Annotated in this window: 19 protein-coding genes; 13 read left to right on the top strand and 6 right to left on the bottom strand. The window is 39.5% G+C overall.

The features are described from left to right. The first annotated feature begins 170 nt into the window (after window positions 1-170). Window positions 171-734 (top strand): ribosome recycling factor, encoded by a 564-nt coding sequence (frr, locus tag QWZ01_RS17420; protein ID WP_290325442.1) that lies wholly within the window; start codon window positions 171-173, stop codon window positions 732-734. A gap of 73 nt (window positions 735-807) precedes the next feature. Beyond that, a complete protein-coding gene (locus tag QWZ01_RS17415) occupies window positions 808-2,574 on the top strand; it encodes an ABC transporter ATP-binding protein (protein WP_290325440.1) in 1,767 nt (588 codons plus the stop codon). A 205-nt stretch (window positions 2,575-2,779) separates the two neighbouring features. Here the strand turns inward: QWZ01_RS17415 and QWZ01_RS17410 are convergent, their stop codons facing one another. After that, entirely contained in the window at window positions 2,780-3,502 is a 723-nt protein-coding gene (locus QWZ01_RS17410; RefSeq protein ID WP_290325438.1) for a LytR/AlgR family response regulator transcription factor, read from the bottom strand. 84 nt (window positions 3,503-3,586) lie between these two features. Further along, window positions 3,587-4,636 (bottom strand): sensor histidine kinase, encoded by a 1,050-nt coding sequence (locus tag QWZ01_RS17405; protein ID WP_290325437.1) that lies wholly within the window; start codon window positions 4,634-4,636, stop codon window positions 3,587-3,589. 243 nt (window positions 4,637-4,879) lie between these two features. Between QWZ01_RS17405 and QWZ01_RS17400 the strand changes: the two genes are divergently transcribed. From QWZ01_RS17400 to QWZ01_RS17390, 3 genes are read left to right on the top strand one after another with little or no spacing between them, the layout of a single operon-like run. Then, window positions 4,880-5,089: a hypothetical protein gene (locus tag QWZ01_RS17400; protein ID WP_290325436.1), complete on the top strand. Its 210-nt coding sequence runs from the start codon at window positions 4,880-4,882 to the stop codon at window positions 5,087-5,089. Further along, window positions 5,083-5,985 carry an ABC transporter ATP-binding protein gene (locus tag QWZ01_RS17395; protein ID WP_290325434.1) on the top strand — a complete coding sequence of 301 codons (903 nt, stop codon included), beginning with the start codon at window positions 5,083-5,085 and terminating at the stop codon, window positions 5,983-5,985. The genes QWZ01_RS17400 and QWZ01_RS17395 overlap by 7 nt, the downstream gene beginning before the upstream one ends. Before the next feature lie 2 nt (window positions 5,986-5,987). Further along, window positions 5,988-6,785, top strand: coding sequence for an ABC transporter permease (locus tag QWZ01_RS17390; RefSeq protein ID WP_290325431.1), 798 nt, complete (start codon window positions 5,988-5,990; stop codon window positions 6,783-6,785). A gap of 321 nt (window positions 6,786-7,106) precedes the next feature. Here QWZ01_RS17390 and QWZ01_RS17385 read toward each other — a convergent pair whose 3' ends face one another. Continuing rightward, the gene (locus tag QWZ01_RS17385; RefSeq protein WP_290325429.1) at window positions 7,107-8,483 is read right to left on the bottom strand and encodes an OmpA family protein; all 1,377 of its coding nucleotides are present in this window, start codon (window positions 8,481-8,483) and stop codon (window positions 7,107-7,109) included. Between the two features lie 138 nt (window positions 8,484-8,621). Here QWZ01_RS17385 and QWZ01_RS17380 point away from each other — a divergent pair, with 138 nt between their 5' ends. Continuing rightward, window positions 8,622-9,911 (top strand): aminopeptidase P family protein, encoded by a 1,290-nt coding sequence (locus QWZ01_RS17380; RefSeq protein WP_290325427.1) that lies wholly within the window; start codon window positions 8,622-8,624, stop codon window positions 9,909-9,911. A 64-nt stretch (window positions 9,912-9,975) separates the two neighbouring features. Here the strand turns inward: QWZ01_RS17380 and meaB are convergent, their stop codons facing one another. After that, the gene (gene meaB / locus QWZ01_RS17375; RefSeq protein WP_290325425.1) at window positions 9,976-10,860 is read right to left on the bottom strand and encodes a methylmalonyl Co-A mutase-associated GTPase MeaB; all 885 of its coding nucleotides are present in this window, start codon (window positions 10,858-10,860) and stop codon (window positions 9,976-9,978) included. Window positions 10,861-11,031: 171 nt separating this feature from the next. Between meaB and QWZ01_RS17370 the strand changes: the two genes are divergently transcribed. The 6 genes from QWZ01_RS17370 to QWZ01_RS17345 all read left to right on the top strand — a co-directional run bounded on the left by QWZ01_RS17370 (window position 11,032) and on the right by QWZ01_RS17345 (window position 17,977). Continuing rightward, window positions 11,032-12,087: a glycosyltransferase family 4 protein gene (locus QWZ01_RS17370; RefSeq protein ID WP_290325423.1), complete on the top strand. Its 1,056-nt coding sequence runs from the start codon at window positions 11,032-11,034 to the stop codon at window positions 12,085-12,087. Between the two features lie 78 nt (window positions 12,088-12,165). Next, a complete protein-coding gene (locus QWZ01_RS17365; protein ID WP_290325421.1) occupies window positions 12,166-13,191 on the top strand; it encodes a glycosyltransferase family 4 protein in 1,026 nt (341 codons plus the stop codon). Between the two features lie 93 nt (window positions 13,192-13,284). Further along, on the top strand, window positions 13,285-15,168 hold the full coding sequence (locus tag QWZ01_RS17360) for an ABC transporter ATP-binding protein (protein WP_290325419.1): 1,884 nt from the start codon (window positions 13,285-13,287) through the stop codon (window positions 15,166-15,168). 40 nt (window positions 15,169-15,208) lie between these two features. Then, window positions 15,209-16,156 carry a hypothetical protein gene (locus tag QWZ01_RS17355; RefSeq protein ID WP_290325417.1) on the top strand — a complete coding sequence of 316 codons (948 nt, stop codon included), beginning with the start codon at window positions 15,209-15,211 and terminating at the stop codon, window positions 16,154-16,156. Window positions 16,157-16,162: 6 nt separating this feature from the next. Next, window positions 16,163-16,972: a DUF5672 family protein gene (locus QWZ01_RS17350; protein WP_290325415.1), complete on the top strand. Its 810-nt coding sequence runs from the start codon at window positions 16,163-16,165 to the stop codon at window positions 16,970-16,972. An 18-nt stretch (window positions 16,973-16,990) separates the two neighbouring features. Beyond that, complete coding sequence (locus QWZ01_RS17345; RefSeq protein WP_290325413.1) at window positions 16,991-17,977, top strand: glycosyltransferase family 2 protein; 987 nt, start codon at window positions 16,991-16,993, stop codon at window positions 17,975-17,977. Between the two features lie 10 nt (window positions 17,978-17,987). Here the strand turns inward: QWZ01_RS17345 and QWZ01_RS17340 are convergent, their stop codons facing one another. After that, window positions 17,988-18,878 (bottom strand): glycosyltransferase, encoded by an 891-nt coding sequence (locus tag QWZ01_RS17340; RefSeq protein WP_290325411.1) that lies wholly within the window; start codon window positions 18,876-18,878, stop codon window positions 17,988-17,990. Window positions 18,879-19,070: 192 nt separating this feature from the next. Then, a complete protein-coding gene (locus QWZ01_RS17335) occupies window positions 19,071-19,739 on the bottom strand; it encodes a porin family protein (protein ID WP_290325409.1) in 669 nt (222 codons plus the stop codon). Window positions 19,740-19,923: 184 nt separating this feature from the next. On the opposite strand from QWZ01_RS17335, the gene QWZ01_RS17330 reads away from it, so the two are divergent. After that, the gene (locus QWZ01_RS17330; protein WP_290325407.1) at window positions 19,924-21,645 is read left to right on the top strand and encodes a glycoside hydrolase family 3 protein; all 1,722 of its coding nucleotides are present in this window, start codon (window positions 19,924-19,926) and stop codon (window positions 21,643-21,645) included. Window positions 21,646-21,665 lie beyond the last annotated feature (20 nt).

The following is a 21,665-nucleotide window of genomic DNA, read 5'->3' as shown; positions in this document are numbered from 1 at the left end:
AATTAGAAGTTCTGATGTTAAATAGTGTTATTTAACATTTGTTTATACATTTAAAATAAGCCTTCAAAGATGCTAAACTACAAGCAGCATAGTGCATTCGCTTTAATATACTACAGGCAGGCTATATCTAAAGTGATAGATTTTATTATTTTTGTGAAAAATTAAAACCAATGAGCGAACTCATTAAAAAACAAGTGACTGATGCAAAGGCTTTAATGGACAAGGCCATTGACCATGCTGATAGTGAATTAAATAAAATAAGGGCTGGTAAAGCAAGTCCATCAATATTAGATGATGTGATGGTTGATTACTATGGCAGCCCAACCGCGCTAAGCCAGGTTGGCAGCGTTAACACACCAGATGCTCGTACTATTGTTGTTCAGCCCTGGGAAAAATCATTGTTAGGCGCTATTGAAAAAGCAATTAAAGAAGCAAACCTTGGCCTTAACCCTCAAAATGATGGTATCATTATCCGTATCAACGTACCGCCATTAACCGAAGAACGTCGTCGTGACCTGGTTAAAAAAGCTAAAGGTGAGGCAGAAACCGGTAAGGTAGCCGTTCGTAACATCCGTAAAGATGCCAACGAAAAAATCAAGAAATTAAAAACTGAAGGTGTTTCAGAAGATGAAATAAAAGTAGGGGAAGCCGAAATACAAAAGTTAACAGACGCTTATATAGCCAAAGTTGATCAGCTTTCTGAAGCTAAAGAAAAAGACATCATGACGGTTTAATATTAACCTTATGTCAAATTAAAAGGGAATGAGCTACTTAGCCATTCCCTTTTTTTATTTTTGTTGTTGAAACATGAATATATTAATTTCTTACCTAAAAAAACATCGCTGGATAGTTGTGTTAGCACTTTTTCTGGCGGCTATGAATATTGGTTTTTCGTTGCTTGATCCCTGGATAACAGGCAGAATAGTTGACCGCGTTATTGAAAAACGTACCGTTCTTCAATATGATGAGTACCTGCACCAAGTGCTGATGCTTATTGGCGCGGCAATTGGCGTGGCCATGGTATCGCGTATAGCCAAAAACTTTCAGGATTATTTTACCAACATCATTACTCAAAAAGTTGGCGCGGCCATGTATGCCGATGGCCTTAAACACTCGTTAGAGTTACCTTACCAGGTTTTTGAAGATCAGCGCAGCGGCGAAACCCTGGGCATATTACAAAAAGTAAGGCTCGATTGCGAAAAGTTCATTACCTCTTTTATCGGGATCTTGTTTGTTTCTCTCATCGGGATGGTATTTGTTATTGTGTATTCGGTAAGTGTTAGCTACCAGGTAACGCTGGTGTATTTTGCTGCAATACCTATCATTACTTTTGTAAGTATGGCCATGAGCCGTAAAATAAAAACCATTCAAAAAAAGATAGTTTCGGAAACTACCGCCCTTGCCGGTTCAACTACCGAATCGTTAAGAAATATTGAGCTGGTTAAGAGCCTTGGTTTAGCAAAACAGGAAATTGAAAGGTTAAATAAAACGACCTATCGCATACTTGACCTGGAATTGAAGAAGGTAAAATACGTACGCAGCATGAGCTTTGTACAAGGTACTACAGTAAATTTTGTACGCAGTGTAATGGTGGTGGTATTGTTACTGCTTATCTTTAAAAATACCATTTCGCCGGGGCAGTACTTTAGCTTTTTGTTTTACTCGTTCTTTTTGTTTAACCCATTACAGGAGCTTGGTAACGTGATTTTGTCATGGCGTGAGGCCGAAGTATCATTAGGAAACTTCAAAGGCATATTAAGCACCCCGATTGATAAAAAGCCTGAGAAACCTGTATTGCTTGAAAAGGTAAACACACTAACCTTTAGCGATGTTAGCTTTAAGCATTTAACGGCTAACCGCAACGCGCTTAATAATATCAACTTTGAAACCAATACCGGCGAAACCATTGCCTTTGTTGGCCCATCGGGCTCGGGTAAAACTACACTGGTAAAATTGCTGGTAGGTTTGTACCAGCCTTTGGATGGTAATATTCTGTACAACGGAACTTTAAGTAAAGATATTGATCTCGACCAGCTGCGCGAAAAAATTGGATTTGTAACCCAGGATACGCAACTGTTTTCGGGCACCATCCGCGAAAACCTGTTGTTTGTAAGGCCGGATGCTACCGATGAGGAATGTATGGATGTACTTCAACGTGCTGCCTGCCAAACTCTGCTGGCTCGTGCTGATAAAGGGCTGAGCACAGTGATAGGTGAGGGAGGTGTAAAAGTATCAGGTGGTGAAAAACAACGCCTGTCCATAGCCCGCTCGTTATTACGCAGGCCGGATATCCTGGTGTTTGATGAGGCTACCTCCAGTTTAGATTCTATTACCGAAGAAGAGATCACCGAAACTATTCGTAATGTTTCGGAACTTGAAAATCATATAACTATTTTGATAGCTCACCGCCTGTCAACCATTATGCATGCTGATAGCATCTATGTACTTGAAAAAGGCCGTATCATTGAATCGGGCAAGCATCATGACCTGTTAGCCCAAAAGGGACTTTACTACGCCATGTGGCGCCAGCAAATTGGCGAAAAGGATGTGGTAGAGGAAGCAGAGGTGAAGTAAATAGAGTTTGTAAATAAACAGTTCCTTATAATGGGAACGAAGCAAAAGCCTTACCCAGCCCTCTCCAAAGGAGAGGGCTGGGTAAGGCTTTTTTTTAAGTCTCCTCCTTTGGGGGAGATTTAGAGGGGGCTTAAGTTTTTAAAAACTTAGTAAGTCTTCTCTTCGTGAGCTAAACTACTGCAATCACAAAAAAAGAAATATCGCTTTAAATATTCTTATCCTCAATTATTCTGAAAAACTCATCACGATAGGTATCGCCTACGGGGATAATTTTGTCGCCAATCTGGATGCGACTGCGCTCAATGCTGTCTATTTTATTAAGGGCTACTATGTATGATTTGTGTACTCTTATAAAGTGTTTCTCAGGCAAGGCATCTTCCATTTTTTTCATTCCCTGCAAAGTAATGATGCGCTCTGCTGGGGTGAATATGGATATGTAATCTTTAAGCCCTTCAATAAACAAAATATCGTGCAGGTAAACCTTTTGTATTTTATGCTCAGTTTTAACAAAAATGAAATCGGTCGAAAAATCATCCTGCTGCACAGATTCTGTCAGTATAGTTTTAGCCACCGGCTGTATAATTGTCTGCGCTTTTTGAACCGATTTAAAAAACCTGTCGAAAGCTATAGGTTTAAGCAGGTAATCAACCACATCAAGTTCATAACCCTCTAAAGCATATTGCGGATAGGCGGTGGTTAAAATAACTTTAGCCCTGCCATTTGATATTTTTAAAAACTGGATGCCTGTAAGCTCCGGCATCTGCACATCTAAAAACACGAGGTCAACATCCCCGGTTTGCACCAAAGTTAAGGCCTCAATGGGGTTTGTTGTGGCTTTCACCAGTTGCAGGAAAGGTATTTTGGAAATATAATCTTCCAATATATGCAGCGCTAAAGGCTCATCATCAACTACCAGGCATCTGATCATATTGTAAAAATAAGCGTTCTAATGGTTCGTTGTTAATTTTTTTGTTTCCGGTATAAAAAAGCGAGCGGACGCTAGGTGCTTGGGCTATAAAACTATGGATAATTCGCAGGTATAGGTATCGGCTTCGTCTCTTATTTTCAGCGTGTGTTTTTCTGGATAAAGGAGGTTAAGACGTCGTTGTACATTGTTTAAACCTATGCCGCCTGAAGAGTCGCGGTTGTGGGTATGCTTTTTATTCTGGATATAGAAATGAAGCTTGCACTCGTCAACATTTATGAGCAGTTTGATGGGTGATGTTACATCATTGGCCACACCATGCTTAAAGGCGTTTTCAATAAACGCGATTAGCAACAATGGCACAATTTGCTGGTTGGTCACATTGCCCATCACCTTAAAATCAATAAAAGCTTTGTTGCCAAAACGTATTTTTTGAAGATCGATATAATTCTGCAAATACTGTAACTCCTTACTCAGATCAACCTTGTTATCATTACACTCGTACAGCATATACCGCATAATTTCGGATAACTTCAGGATAGCCTCGGGAGTTGTTTCGGAACGCTGATAGGCCAATGAATAAATGCTGTTCAAAGAGTTAAACAGAAAGTGGGGGTTTATCTGCGATTTAAGAAAGGCCAGTTCGGCACTCAGGCGTTGGTTTTCCAGATCGCGCTGTATACGTTCGTTCAAAAACCAGTCGGTAGTGAATTTGAGCACCACACTTAAGAAAATAAATACAAGGCTGCTAAAAACGGTAGCTAAAAAGTACGATGGAAAGGGAATGGGCTTATTCATGTGCGTTAGCACAATATCTCTGTACATGAGCCCAACTCCATACTTGCCAAAACCATACAGGATAACAGTAGTAATAACAAACACGGCGTAGGCCCAGTAACGTTTCTTATCTAAAAAATTAGGAATGTAGATCAGGAAATTGATATAGAACAGGCTGATATTAATAGCCGGAAAGAGTAGTAGTTTAACCAGCAGTTCGCGGTTGGTAACTTCAGAATCTGTATGGGCCAGATATATTAAAAGCGATATAATACATAGCCAGAAAAGCAGGTGCCAGAAAACCTGCCAGCCTGTTTTTATGATACGCGATTGTTTCTCCTCTGAAATTATAGCCTGCATCCGCTTTGTTTTTAATCGCCATTTTATTTAAAAGGCTACTGGCATCTAATTTAATATTTTGTGCATTATATGTTGATACATTTATATATAGTATTTCATTTTATCGATGAACTGGCTTTATGAATCGATGAACTGGTTATTTCGTTTATTTAGCCGTTCATCTATAAACCCGGGGGGTTGGTCTAATACTTTTTAGGGGGTAAAATATTTAGTATTCCTTTGTTGTATCAAAATCAACTCTCAATGAAAACGCTTATCAAAAATTCAAATCCTTTCGTAATGTTACTGATACCTGTAATGTTTGCCCTTATATTAGGTGTAAGCTATCAGTTTCAACAAAAAAAGGATTCGTCAATAGTTGGTGCATCAGTACATGCAACTTCATTGTTTTATAAAGGTGTTACCATGTTTAAAACAGTTTGCTCCATAGCCAAGAGTAACCATGTATGGTAATACGTACTGAGGGGTTATCCTTCAACTTTGGCAATCAGCAGGTTATTAAATCATTAAACCTGCAAGTTCCCGAAGGTAGTATATACGGTTTTCTCGGCCCCAACGGTGCCGGGAAAACCACTACCATCAAACTCTTGTTAAACCTGCTAAAAACCCAACACGGCAGCATCCATATTTTTGAACAGGAGTATCACAATAACCGCATCAGCATATTATCACAAATAGGGGCACTCATTGAGCAGCCTGCCATATACGCGCATCTTACTGGTAAAGAAAACTTACAAAACCGGGCCTTATTATTACAAGTATCCGCAAACCGGGTTGATGAAATGCTTAGCCTGGTACAGCTAAACGGCGCTGCAAACAAAAAAGCAGGGCAGTATTCTTTAGGAATGAAACAACGTTTAGGCATAGCGTTGGCGCTGCTTAACGATCCAAAACTGCTGATCCTGGACGAACCCACCAACGGCCTCGACCCGAATGGTATTATTGAGATCCGCGAACTGCTTATAAAACTGGTTTCACAGCATCAGAAAACTGTATTTATATCAAGCCATTTACTTGTCGAAGTAGAACGTATGGCTACCCACGTTGGTATTATTGATAATGGCGAATTACGGTTTCAGGGCAGCGTAAAAGACCTTGAAGCTATAAGTCATCCGCAGATAAGGATAGAAACCGATAATACGGTAGATGCCGCCAATTTGCTTAACCGGAAGCACTACACCGTTACTGATGTTACAGATCAATACATATTTGTAAACTACACTTCAAGAGATCAAACAGCCCAGATCAATACACTGCTTATTCAAAACGGGTATCAGGTATTCAGCATTGGTAAACAGCAAAAGGATCTGGAAAAGTTATTTCTTTCTATAACTCAAAATGCCGCCTGATCATGAAGGGCTTCCTGCTATCGTTCCGGTCGGAGTTTTTTAAAAGCAGGAAAACACTTGGTTTTTGGGCGGCGGTGATTTTACCTCTGATGATTTGTGTGCTGCTTTTTATTGGCTTTTACACCAAAAGCGAAAAACTGGCAAGCATGGCTCCAATGATGTTATGGTTGCAATTTGCAGGCGCTATATTAAAAGTAATGGGTTCATTGTTGTTACCTATGTACGTTATTTTTATAGCCTACTCTGTAAACAATATAGAACATAATGCCGATACCTGGAAAAGCCTATTCAGTTTACCCATTTCACGCTGCGCGGTGTATACTGCTAAATATTTTTATGCGTTATTCCTGGTGCTGTTATGTATGTGCCTTTTTGTGCTATTTACAATTAGCTTTGGCAATTTACTGAGTTTGGTAAAACCACAGCTGAGATTTGACAATTACCATATGGAAAAGCAGCTATTGCAGGTTTATTTCAAGCTCTTTTTATCATCATTAGGGATACTTTCTATACAGTTTTTGCTGAGCCTGCTTTGGGCCAACTTTTTAAAGCCAATAGGTGTAGGGTTTATTTGTACTATAGCCGGCGTTATTTTGGCCATTAATAATTGGGAATACGGCTACTTGTTTCCATACGCGCACCCATCAATTGCTATAGCTAATATGGTAAGCAGGGCCAATGAGGCTGCGAATAAACTTGAAATTGATGTTTTTACTAAAGAAGTTCCGGTAAGCATCGTCATATCCATATTGGTATTTATCGGAGGATACTTTATTGTTCTGAAAAGAAGCATTAGATAAATGGGGAGGGTTTGTAAATGTGTGGATGCGCAAGTTAGTATATCCAATTGCAGAGCGTAACCTATGCCTACTTAATTAAACTCCTGAGTTTTATTAATCTTATTATTGGTTGCTTAGATTGATAGTTCAGGAATTGAAAATTAGCTACAACTATCTTGCTCATCCACTCATCTACACACCGAAAAACGTCTGGGGTTCAGTCGATTATATTAGAACTATCAAAGTTGGCTAAACAGTGTGGTTATTGCAATTCAAAAAGCAGTAAAAACAAAGAAGGCTCCGGGTTATCCGGAGCCTTCGCAAACAATATTTAATTTAAAATTATTTTTGTTTGAACTGAACACGACGGTTTAATACACGTCCTTCTTCAGTTGAGTTGTCAGCAATTGGGTTAGTTTCACCAAAGCCTTTTACTTTTACTTTCTTAGCATCAACACCAGAGTTAACTAAGTAAGTTTTTACTGAGTTAGCACGGTCTTTAGATAATTTGATGTTGTGAGCAGCAGTACCTTCAGATGAAGCGTAACCGTCAACTTCAACAGCTTTACCAGATGATCTTAAGTCGGCTGAAGTAGCATCTAATACTGGGTAAGATGAAGTTCTTAATACTGAGCTATCAAATTCAAACTGGATGTTTGAGTAAGCAGTAGCAGTTGGAGTAGCAACAGTATCTTTAGGGAATACGATAACGCAACCAGAACCGTCAACTACGCTACCAGCAGCAGTGCCAGGGCATTTGTCAAATTGATCAGCAACACCGTCACCGTCAGAATCTTTTTTCAGATCATTAACAGCAGTTTCAACGTTAGTTACACGACCTTTTAAAGCTTCAACTTCTTGACGTAAAGCTGCATCATACAACTCATCATACATCAAAGCTACTGGGTTAACCCACTCTAAGCTTGGTTTTGATTTTGAACCTAAAGTGAACTCTAAGCCAGCGTAACCGTAACCATATTTATCTTTTGTAGGGTAAGCTCTGTTTAAACCGTCAAAGTTATCGCCATCAACAAAAGTTTCGGTGTAACCTAAGTTTAATGCAACCGCATCACTTAATCTGAATTTAACACCAGCACCGATAGGGATAATTAATTCTTTAACGAATTTGCTTGTACCTGGAGCACCTGCAGTACCACCAGCAATACCATCATAATCAACAACAGTACCGTCTTTGAAAGTAACTTTAGGAGTATATAAAGCTAAACCAGCACCTGCAGTAACGAAGAAATTAACTGAGTTTTTACGACGTAAGAAGTCAATTGTAGCAACGTTAACAACACCGCTTAAAGTACCTGACCAGAATTTAGTTTGGAAAGACTGTGCGTCGTAGCCAGAACCAGTACCAGGATATTTGCTGTTATCGCCTTCAACTTTACCACCGTGTAAATCCAATTGTAAGCCGAAAGAATGAGCTAATTGCTCTCTGAAAGAGATACCGTAGCCTAATTGAACTTTATTGTGTGTAAAGTCATTTGAACCGCCTGTAGCAACAGATGGAGAGGTAGCGCCAACATTTACACCAATGCTAAATTTGTTGTACTGACCTGCTCCTCCAAATACCTTTGGGGTAGTGGTCTCAGTAGACGTTGTAGTTGCTGTGGCTGTTTTGGTAGAATCCGTTTGTGCATTTACGATTCCCACAACCATCAAAGAAGCAAATGACAATGCGACTGTTTTCTTTAATGTAGAATAATTCATAGTTTTTAAGATTAAACGATTTTAATTGTGATTTTTTTCAAATTTAGTAATTATGTTTGAAACCATGACCAAACATTGTTCCAAAACTTGTAATAGTTACACAAATAAAGAAAAAAAAATGATAATCATCACAGAAATATGAAATATCCTATCATTGAAAATAAGCTATTTATAAATAATAGAAAAAATTTCGTTTCGCGAACAAAACATAACGCTATAGCAATTTTTCATGCTAATGATGAGTTCCCAAGGAGTGGTGATCAGGCCTTTTTATTCAAGCAAAACCCTGATTTTTTTTACCTTTCAGGCATAGATCAGGAGCAAAGTATACTTGTTTTATACCCGGATTGTCCTAATAAAGCATACAGAGAAGTACTTTTTTTAAGACAAACCAACGAACATATAGCCATATGGGAAGGCCATAAATATACCAAGGAAGAAGCCAGGACAGTTTCAGGTATTGAAAATATTTACTGGCTGCATGAATATGAAACTATATTACAAAGCATAATTAATTATGCAGAATACATATATATTAATACTAATGAGAATGATAGGTACAGTAACCCGGTGCCTTATCGCGACATCAGAATGTATAATGAGCTGAAGTTAAAGTATCCTTTGCACAAGTATGAACGCTCGGCGGTGATCATGCGCGATCTGCGGGTTGTGAAATCCGAAACCGAAATTGCGCTTACTGAAAAGGCTTGCGATATTACCAATGATGCATTTGTACGGGTATTGAAATTTCTGAAACCCGGCGTGGCCGAATACGAGATCGAAGCTGAGATAACTCACGAATTTTTGAGGCAACGTGCTACAGGTCATGCTTATAACCCAATTCTGGCATCAGGTAAAAACGCTATAGTGTTACACTATACCGATAATAACCAGGTTTGTAACGATGGTGATGTGATACTTTTTGATTTTGGGGCCGAATATGCTAATTACAATGCTGATATGAGCCGTTCGGTGCCGGTTAACGGTCGTTTTACAAAACGTCAGCGCGATGTTTATGATGCTGTTCTGCGTGTAATGCGCGAGGCCACCAAGATGATAATTGCCGGTACGGTATGGAATGAATATCATGATGAGGTTGGTAAAATAATGACCAGCGAACTTATTGGTTTAGGCTTGTTGGATAAACATGATGTTGAAAAGCAAAACCCTGATGCACCGCTCTATAAGAAATACTTTATGCATGGCACATCTCATCATTTGGGTTTAGATGTACATGATTTTGCGAGCCGTTATAAGGCCTTTGAGGTTGGCAATATATTAACCTGCGAGCCCGGTATATACATAGCCGAAGAAGGTTTAGGTATAAGGATAGAGAATAATATTTTAATTACTGAAAGCGGAAACCGTGATCTGATGGCTAATATTCCGGTAGAAGCAGGTCATATTGAAGAGATCATGAACAGTTAAATTGAAGTAATTAAGGTATAGTTATAATAACGAATCAATTATCAAATCATTAATTCATTGTAAACTATACATAAGTATCTACAAAACTATACAAATTAAAGCTTTTGTGGCTTAAAGCTTCAGCAACTTCATGCTGAAGCTTTTTTTTATCAATGTGTTGCGTTAATTTCTGCTGAATAAGTTTGTATGCTTTTTCGGTCATTAGTAATTCGCGGCGCTCGTTTTTCAGGTTTGAGGCCGACTTAATAAAATCTATTACTTCTGCTATTCCCCCGGCCTGCGAGGCTATAGTTTTAAATACCGGGGGTTGATTACCCATTTTTTGGCCAATGATCTTTTGCAGGTTATTCGCAAAAGCATCGGCATCGGCCCTGTCGGCTTTGTTAATAATAAAGGCGTCGGCAATTTCCATCAGGCCCGATTTAATATGCTGGATCTCATCGCCACCCTCGGGCACCAGTATCACAAGTGTAGTATCGGCAAGGCCGGCTATCTCAATTTCCGATTGGCCAACACCCACGGTTTCTATCAACACATAATCAAAACCGGAAGCGCGCAGTACATCGGTCATTTCTATGGTTTTTGCTGATAAGCCTCCCAGTGAGCCACGGGTTGCCAGCGAACGGATAAAAACATCGGGATGATTAAAATGCGATGCCATCCTGATCCTGTCGCCCAGTAAGGAGCCAAAGTTAAAAAGCGAAGTAGGATCAATAGCGAGAACCGCTATTTTCTTACCATCATTCAAAAGCAAATTGATCAATGAATTTACGAGGGTGCTTTTGCCTGCGCCTGGTGGGCCGGTTATACCTATTATAGGTGTGTTTTTGGTGAAACTCAAATTTCTCAGCAATTCATCTGCACCTGTTAAATCATTTTCAACAATAGTTAAGGCCCGGGCTACCGACCTGAAGTTTATGGCTGATGATTGAAGGTTTTCTTTATGCATGAGTATATCAACAAATATAAGGCGATTTGCAGCAGCACTACAACAAAGGCGGTGCAATGCCCGTTAATTCATCAAAATTGTATATTTGTTCCTTTAAACTATACTGTAAAGTTTGTTTTGGCAACCCGATATTAACATGATGGGGGTAGCCTTTTTTAATCCATACCGCATTTGAAACCATCTATACTGATCACCTTCGACTCATTAAAACACGCCACCTCCGGATTGTTTTTTTTTGAACGGAGCCTCGGTGATGAATTGATCAAACAAAGCAGCAATCGCTTTAGCCTGTATGGTTATATGCGTCGCAAGTCTATCCATACATTTCAAAAAATTAAGGGCACCATATTAATATCGCTGCTCCATAAAGTGTTTTTTCCCAGATATAACGAGTTTGATCTGGTGCATTTTACTAATCAATACTGTAAGTTAAACCCCAACAGGGTAAATGCCAAAAAAGTGCTTACCATTCATGATATGAACCCTGTTCATGAAAAAAACAGATCGCCTCAGCGTTATAGTAAATACCTACGGCGTCTGGGCGGGTACATTGATGCTTGCGACAGGGTGGTTGTAATTTCTAATTTTGTAGCTAAGGATGTGGTAGAACATTATCCGCAGGCGGCAAATAAACTTTCGGTGATATATAATGGTGCCGATAAGCTAAACATGGCCTCTGGTCATACACCTGCATATAAACCCGTCCGCAAGTTTTTGTTTACCATAGGCAGTCTTTCGGCCAAAAAGAATTTTCACGTATTGCCGGCCCTGCTCAAAAACAATGATTATGAGTTGATCATCGCCGGAAAAATAACGGGCTATCAGGAAAAAATACTGGAGGAGGCTGCCAAGTACAATTGCACGGATAGGGTAATTATTCCCGGGCTTATAAGCGATGATGACAAAGCCTGGTATTACCAAAATTGTGAGGCCTTTCTTTTCCCGTCAATTGCCGAAGGTTTTGGCTTGCCGGTTATTGAGGCCATGCATTTTGGAAAACCTGTTTTTTTATCAAAGCATACCTCTCTGCCCGAAGTTGGCGGCAAAGCTGCCTGGTACTTTGATAATTTTGAACCAGAAGCCATGCAGGCTACATTTATCCAAGGTTTGGAAGAGTATATGGCTAAAGATATGAGCGCAGACATCATGAAGCATGCCGCCCGGTTTGATTGGAAAAAAACGGCTCAACAATATCTTGACCTGTATGATGAATGCCTGGCAATGTAAAGCGTGGGCCTCACCTTAAAAAAAGCAGAAGAAATAATTGCTATGAGTAAACCGAATGTTTTAGTAACCCTTGATTCAATGAAATACCCGAACACCGGTTTGTTTTATTTTGATAAAAGTTTGGGTAACGCGCTGATCAGGGAAAACGACAATCATTTTGATCTTACTTATTATATCTACAAAAAATCCGAAAACTACTTTGTCGGCAAGGTTAACCTGCTCAATCGTGTAACGCTTGATAAGTTATGGTTCGCTAAAAGGGAGCGGTTTGCAATCACTCATTTCACCGATCAGTTTTGCAGGCTAAACCCGCATCAGGTTAAGGGAAAAAAAATATTGACCATTCATGACCTTAACCAGCTATATGACACAAACTGGTCGCCCTCAAAACTTAAAACCTACATGGATAGGCTGGGAGGCTACATAAATGCCTGTGACCACATTGTAGCAATCTCTAATTTTGTTGCCAATGAGGTTTTAATACATTTTCCACAGGCTAAAGGTAAGTTAACGGTTATTTATAACGGAGCCGAAAAGCCCGAACTTGTACCTGGCCATTCCCCCGTTTACAAGCCCGACAAAAAGTTTTTGTTCACCATTGGCATGTTAAACGCCAAAAAGAATTTTCATGTTTTGCCTGCACTATTGCAAGGGAACGGAATGGAACTGGTGATAGCCGGTATTGAATCGGATTATAAAGAACAGATTATGGCCGAGGCGCAAAAATATGAATGTGCCGACAGAGTTATAATCACCGGCACTATAAGTGATGCTGATAAAGCCTGGTATTATAACAATTGCGAAGCCCTTGTATTCCCATCATTAGCCGAGGGTTTCGGCTTACCGGTTATTGAGGCCATGCATTTTGGTAAGCCTGTATTTTTATCCAGATACACATCGTTGCCAGAAGTAGGTGGAGATGCGGCCTGGTATTTTGATACTTTTAAAGCCAATACAATGCAGGATACACTTCAACGAGGGCTTCGGGAGTTTAACGATAAAAACCTTTCTGCTTCCATCATGCAACACGCTGCTAAATTTAGCTGGGAGCAAACGGCAAAACAGTATCTTGCTTTATACCAAAAGTGTATGCTTATCAGTTAAGGTATACAATACTGTATATTAATAAAGTGCCCTAAAAACTAAATATCTGATGATAACTGGTATTTAACTATTTTTGCGGATTAATATTTTTAAATGAAAATCTACTTCAGGTTATTGTCTTTTGCCCGGCCGATTGAAAAGTTTGCTATTCCTTATATCATTTTTACCTTATTATATGTTGTTTTCAGCACATCTGTTTTGGGTTTGCTTGGGCCATTGTTAAATACCTTGTTTCATGTAGGTGCCGTAGCCGAAGCAAAGGCAGCAACTACATCATTAAAAGATATTAAGACCTATGATGTATCGGGCTTATTCAAGTATTATACTAACCATTTTATTATTGTTTACGGCGAATGGGGAGCTTTAAAATTTGTATGTGCAGTAATTGTAATAGCTGTTTTTTTAGGAAATATATGCCGTTACGTGTCGCAGCGTATAATGGAAAGTTTGCGCATCCATACATTACTCAGAATAAGGAGAGCCGTATTTGATAATGTCATGAGGCTGCATTTAGGCTATTTCAGTAACGAGCGTAAAGGCGATATTATGTCGAAGATTGCCTCTGAGGTTCAAACAGTGCAGTTTTCGGTAACCGGTACTCTGCAGGTTGTTTTTAAAGAGCCATTATTACTGATCGGATATCTGGTTTGGTTGTTCATCATATCGGTAAAGCTTACCTTAATATCCTTGCTCATCATACCTATAGCAGGCTTCCTGATCTCGCGTATCGTAAAAAAGCTGCGTTCACAAGCTATTGCTGCGCAAAACTCCTATGCCAATATGATCAGTTACCTTGATGAGGCTTTATCTGGCATCAAGATCATCAAGGCATTCAATGCTACTGACTTTATTATTAAGCGTTTTGATGACGAGAATAACCGTTATTCAAAAATAACACGTGCCATGTCAAAGCGCCAGCAGCTGGCATCGCCTATATCTGAAACGCTGTCGGTAACCATGATATCCTTTATAGTACTTTACGGGGGGTATCTTATTTTTAATAAAAAATCAGACCTTGACGCCGGGCAGTTCATTGCCTACATAGCCTTGTTTTCACAACTGATGCGCCCGGCCAAAGCTATTGGCGATGCGTTTAGCAACATTCACTCGGGCCTGGTAGCAGGTGAACGTATATTGGCACTTATTGATGAAAAACCATTAATAAAGGATGCTCCTGATGCCATTGCCATTACAGAATTTAAAGATAGCGTAAGGTTTGAAAACGTATCTTTTTCTTATAAGGTTAAGGTTGCTGCTGATAACGAAAACGATGAAGATGCCGAGCCCGATAAATATGTTTTAAATAACCTGAACCTGGTTATACCTAAGGGCAAAACAGTTGCGTTGGTTGGCCCTTCAGGTGGTGGTAAATCAACCTTTATGGATCTGTTGCCTCGGTTTATTGAACCGCAGCAAGGTGTTATTTATTTTGACGGTAAAGATATACGGTCACTTACTGCAGAGTCATTACGGGCGCAAATGGGTATTGTAAACCAGGAATCAATGTTGTTTAATGATACGATTTTTAACAACATTGCCTTTGGTAAAACAGGCGTAACTCAACAAGAGGTTGAAAATGCCGCACGTATTGCCAATGCTCATAATTTTATAATGGAAACCGAAAACGGTTACCAAACCAATACCGGCGACAGGGGGGGCAAGCTATCAGGAGGGCAAAGGCAACGTATTTGTATTGCCCGTGCTGTATTGAACAACCCACCAATTATGTTGCTTGATGAGGCAACATCTGCGCTTGATACCGAATCGGAAAAATTGGTTCAGGAGGCGTTGAATAACCTCATGAAAAACCGCACATCGCTAATTATAGCTCACCGTTTGAGTACCATTCAAAATGCTGATATTATTATCGTATTAGAAAAAGGCCGTGTGGTTGAGCAGGGTAACCACCAGCAGTTACTTCAAAATAACGGACTTTACAAAAAGCTGATAGATATGCAAACGTTTAATGCTGACTAATCAATAGAAACTATTTAGCCGGGGGTTTAGGATAATGGAAATGGTGAAAAAAAGAAACTTTATAAGTACTTATTGGCTTAAATATACCGATAGGCAAGCTTATAAAGATTATAAATGGGAGCTGCAAAATTATAAAAATGCGGAATCTGCCAATTTTTTAATCGGAGATAAACGGTTGAATAGCCCGGCAAAGATACGCGCCGTAGCAGAGGCTAACCATCAACTTAACCTTAATCATGGGGGTAATGCCGGAGATATTATTTATGCGTTACCAACCATTAAAAAACTGGCCGAAATGGTTAAGGTGCCTATAAATTTATACTTGCGACTTGGGCAGCCACTGATGATTTCGGCAAGAACCGAGCATCCACTGGGTAATGTAAGGCTCAATGATAAAATGATGTCCATGTTGGCTCCTTTGATCAAATCGCAACCATACATCAGTCAATTCGATGTGTTAACAGATCAGAAAATAGATATTGACCTGGATTATTTTAGGTCGGGGCATATACCGATGGATAGATGTAATATAGCTCATTGGTGTTCATATGTTACGGGAGTAAACCCGGAATTGTGGAAAAAATGGATTGATGTAGAGCCGGATACATCGTTTGCAAATGATATAATTATTGCACGGAGCGAAAGATACAGGAGCAGGGGAGTAGATTATAAATTTCTGAAAAACTACAGCAACTTAAAATTTATAGGGGTTGAAGCGGAGTATAACGACATTAAAAACCAAATTCCCAATATTGAATGGATACAGGTAAATGATTTTTTACAGTTGGCCCGGATAATTGCGGGATGTAAATTTTTTATCGGTAATCAATCATTTCCGTTTTCAATTGCCGAAGCATTAAAGGTTCCGCGCATTTTAGAAGCCTGTTATGATGTTATCAATGTTGTTCCGGAAGGCGAAAATGGGTATGATTTTATTTTTCAGGATCATTTTGAATCATTAGTACAGGAGCTTTACAATAAAAACTAAGCGTTTATGAGCGAGCTGAAGAAAGTTGCTGTTATAGTTCCTTTTTATAAAAATGAAATATCTGATTTTGAAAAGATTGCACTAACTCAGCTGCAGAATGTTTTAGCTAACTATCCCCGTATCATAATAAAACCTCAATCGCTTGTTTTGTCAAACGAGATTGATCAGTTTAATTTTACAGGTATTGAAACATTTGATGACAGCTATTTTAAAAGTATTGATGGTTACAACGCTTTGATGCTTTCTGATACTTTTTACAAACGTTTTTTAGATTATGAGTTTATTTTGATTCATCAGTTAGATGCCTTTGTATTTAGGGATGATTTAGGATATTGGTGCAGCCAGCCAATTGATTATATAGGTGCTCCCTGGATACCACCAGGTGATTATCCGGATTTGATTAAGGCCATCAAATCAAAAATTCAATTTTATTATCATGCGCGGTTCAACGTTCAGAAAAAAGGGCTTCCATCACCAATGCAATACCAGTATAAAGTAGGTAACGGAGGTTTTTCATTGCGGAGGGTAAAAAAGTTTCATGAGCTGAGTATCAGCATGCGGGATAAAATGGCGATCTATTTAACGCGTAGTGAACACGAATTTCATGAGGATATTTTTTGGAGCATAGAAGTTAACCGGAAACAAAAAATATTAAATATACCATCATATAAAACAGGATTAAAGTTTTCATTTGAGCTTGCCCCTGAGCGCGCGCTTAAATTCAATAAAAATGAACTACCCTTTGGTTGTCATGCATGGGATCTGTACCTTGATTTTTGGCGACCTATATTCAAGGCGCATGGTTACAATATTTAACAACACTGGTTTACATTCATGAAACAGCTACCACTTGTATCCATAGCGCTTTGTACTTACAATGGCGCCCGATTTTTAGAGCAGCAGCTGGATACACTCATAAATCAAACTTACCGTAATATCGAAATTATTGCGGTAGATGATTGTTCAACTGATAATACTTATGAGATACTTGCTAAGTGTGCCTCAAAATATCCCAACATCCGTTTATATAAAAATGAAACCAATGTAGGTTTTGTAAATAACTTTGAGCGGGCCCTGGATTATTGCAAAGGCGACTTGATTGCATTGTGCGATCAGGACGATCTGTGGGATTTGAGGAAGATTGAATTACAGGTGGCAGCTATAGATGATAACGTAATGCTCTATCATGATTCGGAACTTATTAATGAACAGAACGAGTCGCTGAATGCTAAAATGACTGATCTGTTTAATTTTTACAGGGGCGATGAACCGGAAGCATTTTTATTTTTTAATTGCGTATCCGGACATTCCATATTGTTTAAAAAGGAATTGCTTGCTGAGGTGCGGCCATTTAAGAAGGATGCTTACCATGACTGGTGGATTGCCTATGTAGCAACTAATTTAGGCACTATTGATTACTTGCCGCAGTGCCTGGTCAAATACCGTCAGCATGATGATAGCGATACCGATCTGCTGGCCAGAAAAGATGAGAAGAAGGATAAACACAGGCACAGAACCATTACGCAAGTTTACAAACAGCGAAGTAAATGGCTACAGTATTGTGCCGCTTACCCTAAAAATAAGCGACAAGCGGTTGTTAATACATTACTTAACCTGTATGTGAATAGGGCTGATAGCTACTTATCTTTACGCCTTGTTCTTTTTATAGAAAAATATATCAACATCTTATACTACACCAAAAAATGGAGTAATTACCGCCGGCAGCGAGATGTTATTAAACTGGTGTGGGGATTTAAAGCCAAAAACTTTTGGTATACCCATATAAAACCCAATAGCAACAAGATAATGCGGTTAGATTAACCATTAAATATCAGGACCTGTTTTTTGAACTAAGCATTAGCTTGAACAGATAAAAATTAAGCTTTGCAAACAGTTTGAAATTGGTAGTCGCGTACCGGTTATCCTGCCACAATATGGTATATGCCAATTTAAGGGATAGCTTGTATTCAATAAGTTGCTCAGTGAATTTTTTAAAGGTTATTTTTTCTGCAAGCATTTGCTGTTTGGGTGTAAGCCTCTGTATATTAAGAGGGAGGTGTTTACTCCATTTTTTATGCAGCTTCATTGATTCATAAACCCATGTGCTGTCATAATTACCTTCTGATAAATGGGTGAGCAACACATCATAGGTAACGGCAACCTTATATTTTTGCCCAACAGCTAATGAAAAATCAACATCGTAGGCGTGGAAACCTGTAAACGTTTTTTCGTCAAATTTAACCTCGTTCCATATTTTTCGGGTAGTTGCAAACCACACGCCATCAACACCGGCAACAGCAGGTAATTTTTGATTGTCGGGATTATGATTAACCAGTAAACTTTCTTTTTGCTTGAATTTAAAGCCTTGCAGTATGTGCATGTAGATATTAATATCTCCAAATGTTTGCCATCCGGATGGAGCTAAAGCCTTGTAAGCTCCGCCGGCCACACCAAGCAAACCAAGATCAGGGTTTGCTTTAAATAATTTATTTACAATGCTTCCCCAATTCTTTGTTTCAATAATAATATCCTCATGCATGAAACACAAAGCTTCAAATTGGGCTTTCTGTGCTGCTTGATTGTATACTTCGCAAATACCTTTTTTTCCGGAGCTGTTATCAATCGCGATAATTTCATAAGGTAAGCCTACGGTTTCTTCAATGTTTTTACTTACCTCATTCAACAGCGTTTTATTAGCAGAACATATTATTATCGATATCATACTTATGAGCAAATGTAGCGCATATAACAGCAACCCCTTAAGCAACACTCAAAAGTGGTTTTTGTTACTACACATAGCCATTACGCAAAATATCTCCTCATTGCTACAATTGGTTTATACTTAGGCGTCATTTTAATATAAAAAACGGCCATTCTACTTATAGAATGGTCGTTTTTTATCTATTTTGAATTTTTACTGAAATTTAAATCCCAACCCTATTTGCCAAACCTGGTTGCGGAAATCGGGCAGGTCGGCTTCATTGGAAGCGTTCCTGGAAAGGTCGATGTTGTAACGGCCCCTGATCTCTACATTGCGGGTAATGTCAAAACTAACACCAACTACACCTGCAACATAACTTTGATCGCCCTGGTGCCCATCAAAACGGGTTTCAGCATTGCTGCCGAAGTCGCGGTAAGTGTCACGCTGTGAAGTTAAAAAGGTAAGTTGTGGACCAATTAAAAAATTGAACCCCGGCACAAGCCTGAATTTTGCCAGTAAGGGAACGTCAATATAGTTGGTACGTTCTGTAAAATGCGAATTTTCAAGATCGGCACTAAAACCTTTTTGTGAAAATAATAATTCAGGGGCGAATGAAAAATAATTGGTAACAGGAACATCCAGTGTAAGACCCACATTAAATGCTGCGATAGTGCTTGAACTGAAACGCGAATCATAGGCATCAAGCGAATTAGCGAGGTTTAAACCACCCGTAATACCAACTTTAACCTGATTGTCATTGTATCGCCTTGAATGTTCCTCCCTTACATAGCGGCGCGGCCTGTGGCGTGGGCCATAATAATTTTGTGCGCTAACGGAACCTACGGTAAATAAGCATATTGCTAAAAAGATAATTTTTTTCATTTTTTTAATTGTTTTTTTTGGTAGCGAAATCATGCTGGGCAACCGCTCATCATAATTTCATGTTTGGTTTGTTTTTATATATCCATAGAGTAAAAATTAAAGCAAAGGTTTATTCGTGGTATAATTTTTATAATATTTAATATCCCCGAAGGGGTAAAACATACATTTATACTACATTTGAACCATGCCAAAATTGAATAACAGATACTGCTTTACCATAATTATTACTCTTAATTTTATTGCCGTTAACGCTTTTGCACAAAAGGAAAGCTATGTAGAAAGCCTCAAGTCAAAAAATCGCTGGGTTGATTCTGTATACAATAAACTAAGCCGCAGGCAAAAAGTTGCGCAGCTGCTTTTTGTAAGGGCGCATACCAATAAAGGCAAGGCTTATGAAGATTCTGTTGCCACCGTAATTAAAGATCAGCAAGTTGGCGGACTGGTATTTTTTCAGGGAGGTCCCGGCAGGCAGGCCGCATTAACCAACAGGTATCAGAAACTGGCTAACGTACCTTTGCTCATATCAATGGATGGTGAATGGGGACTGGGCATGCGTTTAGATTCTACCATATCATACCCTTACCAGATGACGCTCGGTGCCATACAGGATAACAACCTCATTTATAAAATGGGGCAGCAGGTAGCCTATGATTTTAAACGTTTGGGCATCCAGATCAATTTTGGCCCAGATATGGATGTGAACAACAACCCGAATAACCCGGTGATCAATTACCGCTCTTTTGGCGATAATATGTACAATGTAGCCAAAAAGGGCATAGCGTATTTTAAAGGTATGCAGGATGCCGGTTTGTTAACTACCGCCAAACATTTTCCGGGCCATGGCGATACCAACGTCGATTCACACTTTGACCTGCCACTACTGCCATACAGCCGCGCCCGTTTAGATTCGCTCGAAGAATACCCTTTTCGCGAGGCCATTAACGCCGGTATCAGCGGAATCATGATTGCGCATATGAATATTCCGGCTCTTGATAGTACAAAACATTTACCTTCTACATTATCGCGCCCAATTGTTACGGGCATTTTAAAAGATTCACTTCGGTTTAAAGGTCTGGTAGTATCTGATGCGATGGAGATGAAGGGGGTAACTAAATATTTTCCTAATGGCGATGCCGACGTGAAGGCATTCATAGCCGGTAACGATATTTTAGAGCTTTCAGAAAACTCAGATAGGGCCATAAAACTGATCCGCCGTGCTGTGCGCCATGGGGCTATCAGCGATGTTGAATTTGAAACCAAGGTGAAGAAGGTGTTGGCCGCCAAATACTGGGCAGGGCTTAATCGCAAGCAAACCATTTCGCCGGTAAATTTGAGTGAAGATCTGAACAGGCAATCGGCTAAAGATCTGGTGCAGCAACTGAGCGATGCTTCAGTAACGTTGCTAAAAGGTAACACATCTACATTAAAGCTCAACCCTTTTCTGAAAACAGCCATAGTGAGCATTGGCGTGGATGGCCCTACCGTTTTTCAGCAGGAGGTTGCCAAAAGCTATCCAACCTGCCGCATATTTACCGTTGCTAAAAATACATCTGCTATCGAGCTCAAAAACATACTTGCCTGGTTAAAACGCTATGATCAAATCATTGTGGGTATACATGATACCCGCCTGCGCCCGCAAAGTAAATTGGATTATGGCAGCGATGTACGATTGCTGATAGCCGATCTGGCATCACGCAAAAATACCGTAATGAGCGTTTTTGCAAATGCCTATACCATTGCCGGTTTGCCTGGTATCGAAAAAAGCAATGCCCTGATCGTATGCTACCAAATGACCCCCGAACTGCAAAAATCAGCAGCCAAAGTAATTGCAGGTACCCTAAAACCAACCGGTAAACTCCCGGTAAGCGTAAACGTATTTTTCCCTACAGGCACGGGAATGCAGTAGGGATGGCCTCACCCAACCCT

It is taken from the genome of Mucilaginibacter aquaedulcis, assembly GCF_030409325.1.
GTDB lineage: Bacteria > Bacteroidota > Bacteroidia > Sphingobacteriales > Sphingobacteriaceae > Mucilaginibacter > Mucilaginibacter aquaedulcis.
The sequence above is the reverse complement of the archived record's forward strand: the minus strand, read 5'-3'. Positions and strand labels throughout refer to the sequence as shown.

Coding starts and splice junctions, on each gene's coding strand:
- frr (WP_290325442.1), top strand. CDS start 171: ATGAGCGAACTCATTAAAAAACAAGTGACTGATGCAAAGGCTTTAATG.
- QWZ01_RS17415 (WP_290325440.1), top strand. CDS start 808: ATGAATATATTAATTTCTTACCTAAAAAAACATCGCTGGATAGTTGTG.
- QWZ01_RS17410 (WP_290325438.1), bottom strand. CDS start 3,502: ATGATCAGATGCCTGGTAGTTGATGATGAGCCTTTAGCGCTGCATATA.
- QWZ01_RS17405 (WP_290325437.1), bottom strand. CDS start 4,636: ATGCAGGCTATAATTTCAGAGGAGAAACAATCGCGTATCATAAAAACA.
- QWZ01_RS17400 (WP_290325436.1), top strand. CDS start 4,880: ATGAAAACGCTTATCAAAAATTCAAATCCTTTCGTAATGTTACTGATA.
- QWZ01_RS17395 (WP_290325434.1), top strand. CDS start 5,083: ATGGTAATACGTACTGAGGGGTTATCCTTCAACTTTGGCAATCAGCAG.
- QWZ01_RS17390 (WP_290325431.1), top strand. CDS start 5,988: ATGAAGGGCTTCCTGCTATCGTTCCGGTCGGAGTTTTTTAAAAGCAGG.
- QWZ01_RS17385 (WP_290325429.1), bottom strand. CDS start 8,483: ATGAATTATTCTACATTAAAGAAAACAGTCGCATTGTCATTTGCTTCT.
- QWZ01_RS17380 (WP_290325427.1), top strand. CDS start 8,622: ATGAAATATCCTATCATTGAAAATAAGCTATTTATAAATAATAGAAAA.
- meaB (WP_290325425.1), bottom strand. CDS start 10,860: ATGCATAAAGAAAACCTTCAATCATCAGCCATAAACTTCAGGTCGGTA.
- QWZ01_RS17365 (WP_290325421.1), top strand. CDS start 12,166: ATGAAATACCCGAACACCGGTTTGTTTTATTTTGATAAAAGTTTGGGT.
- QWZ01_RS17360 (WP_290325419.1), top strand. CDS start 13,285: ATGAAAATCTACTTCAGGTTATTGTCTTTTGCCCGGCCGATTGAAAAG.
- QWZ01_RS17355 (WP_290325417.1), top strand. CDS start 15,209: ATGGTGAAAAAAAGAAACTTTATAAGTACTTATTGGCTTAAATATACC.
- QWZ01_RS17350 (WP_290325415.1), top strand. CDS start 16,163: ATGAGCGAGCTGAAGAAAGTTGCTGTTATAGTTCCTTTTTATAAAAAT.
- QWZ01_RS17345 (WP_290325413.1), top strand. CDS start 16,991: ATGAAACAGCTACCACTTGTATCCATAGCGCTTTGTACTTACAATGGC.
- QWZ01_RS17340 (WP_290325411.1), bottom strand. CDS start 18,878: ATGATATCGATAATAATATGTTCTGCTAATAAAACGCTGTTGAATGAG.
- QWZ01_RS17335 (WP_290325409.1), bottom strand. CDS start 19,739: ATGAAAAAAATTATCTTTTTAGCAATATGCTTATTTACCGTAGGTTCC.
- QWZ01_RS17330 (WP_290325407.1), top strand. CDS start 19,924: ATGCCAAAATTGAATAACAGATACTGCTTTACCATAATTATTACTCTT.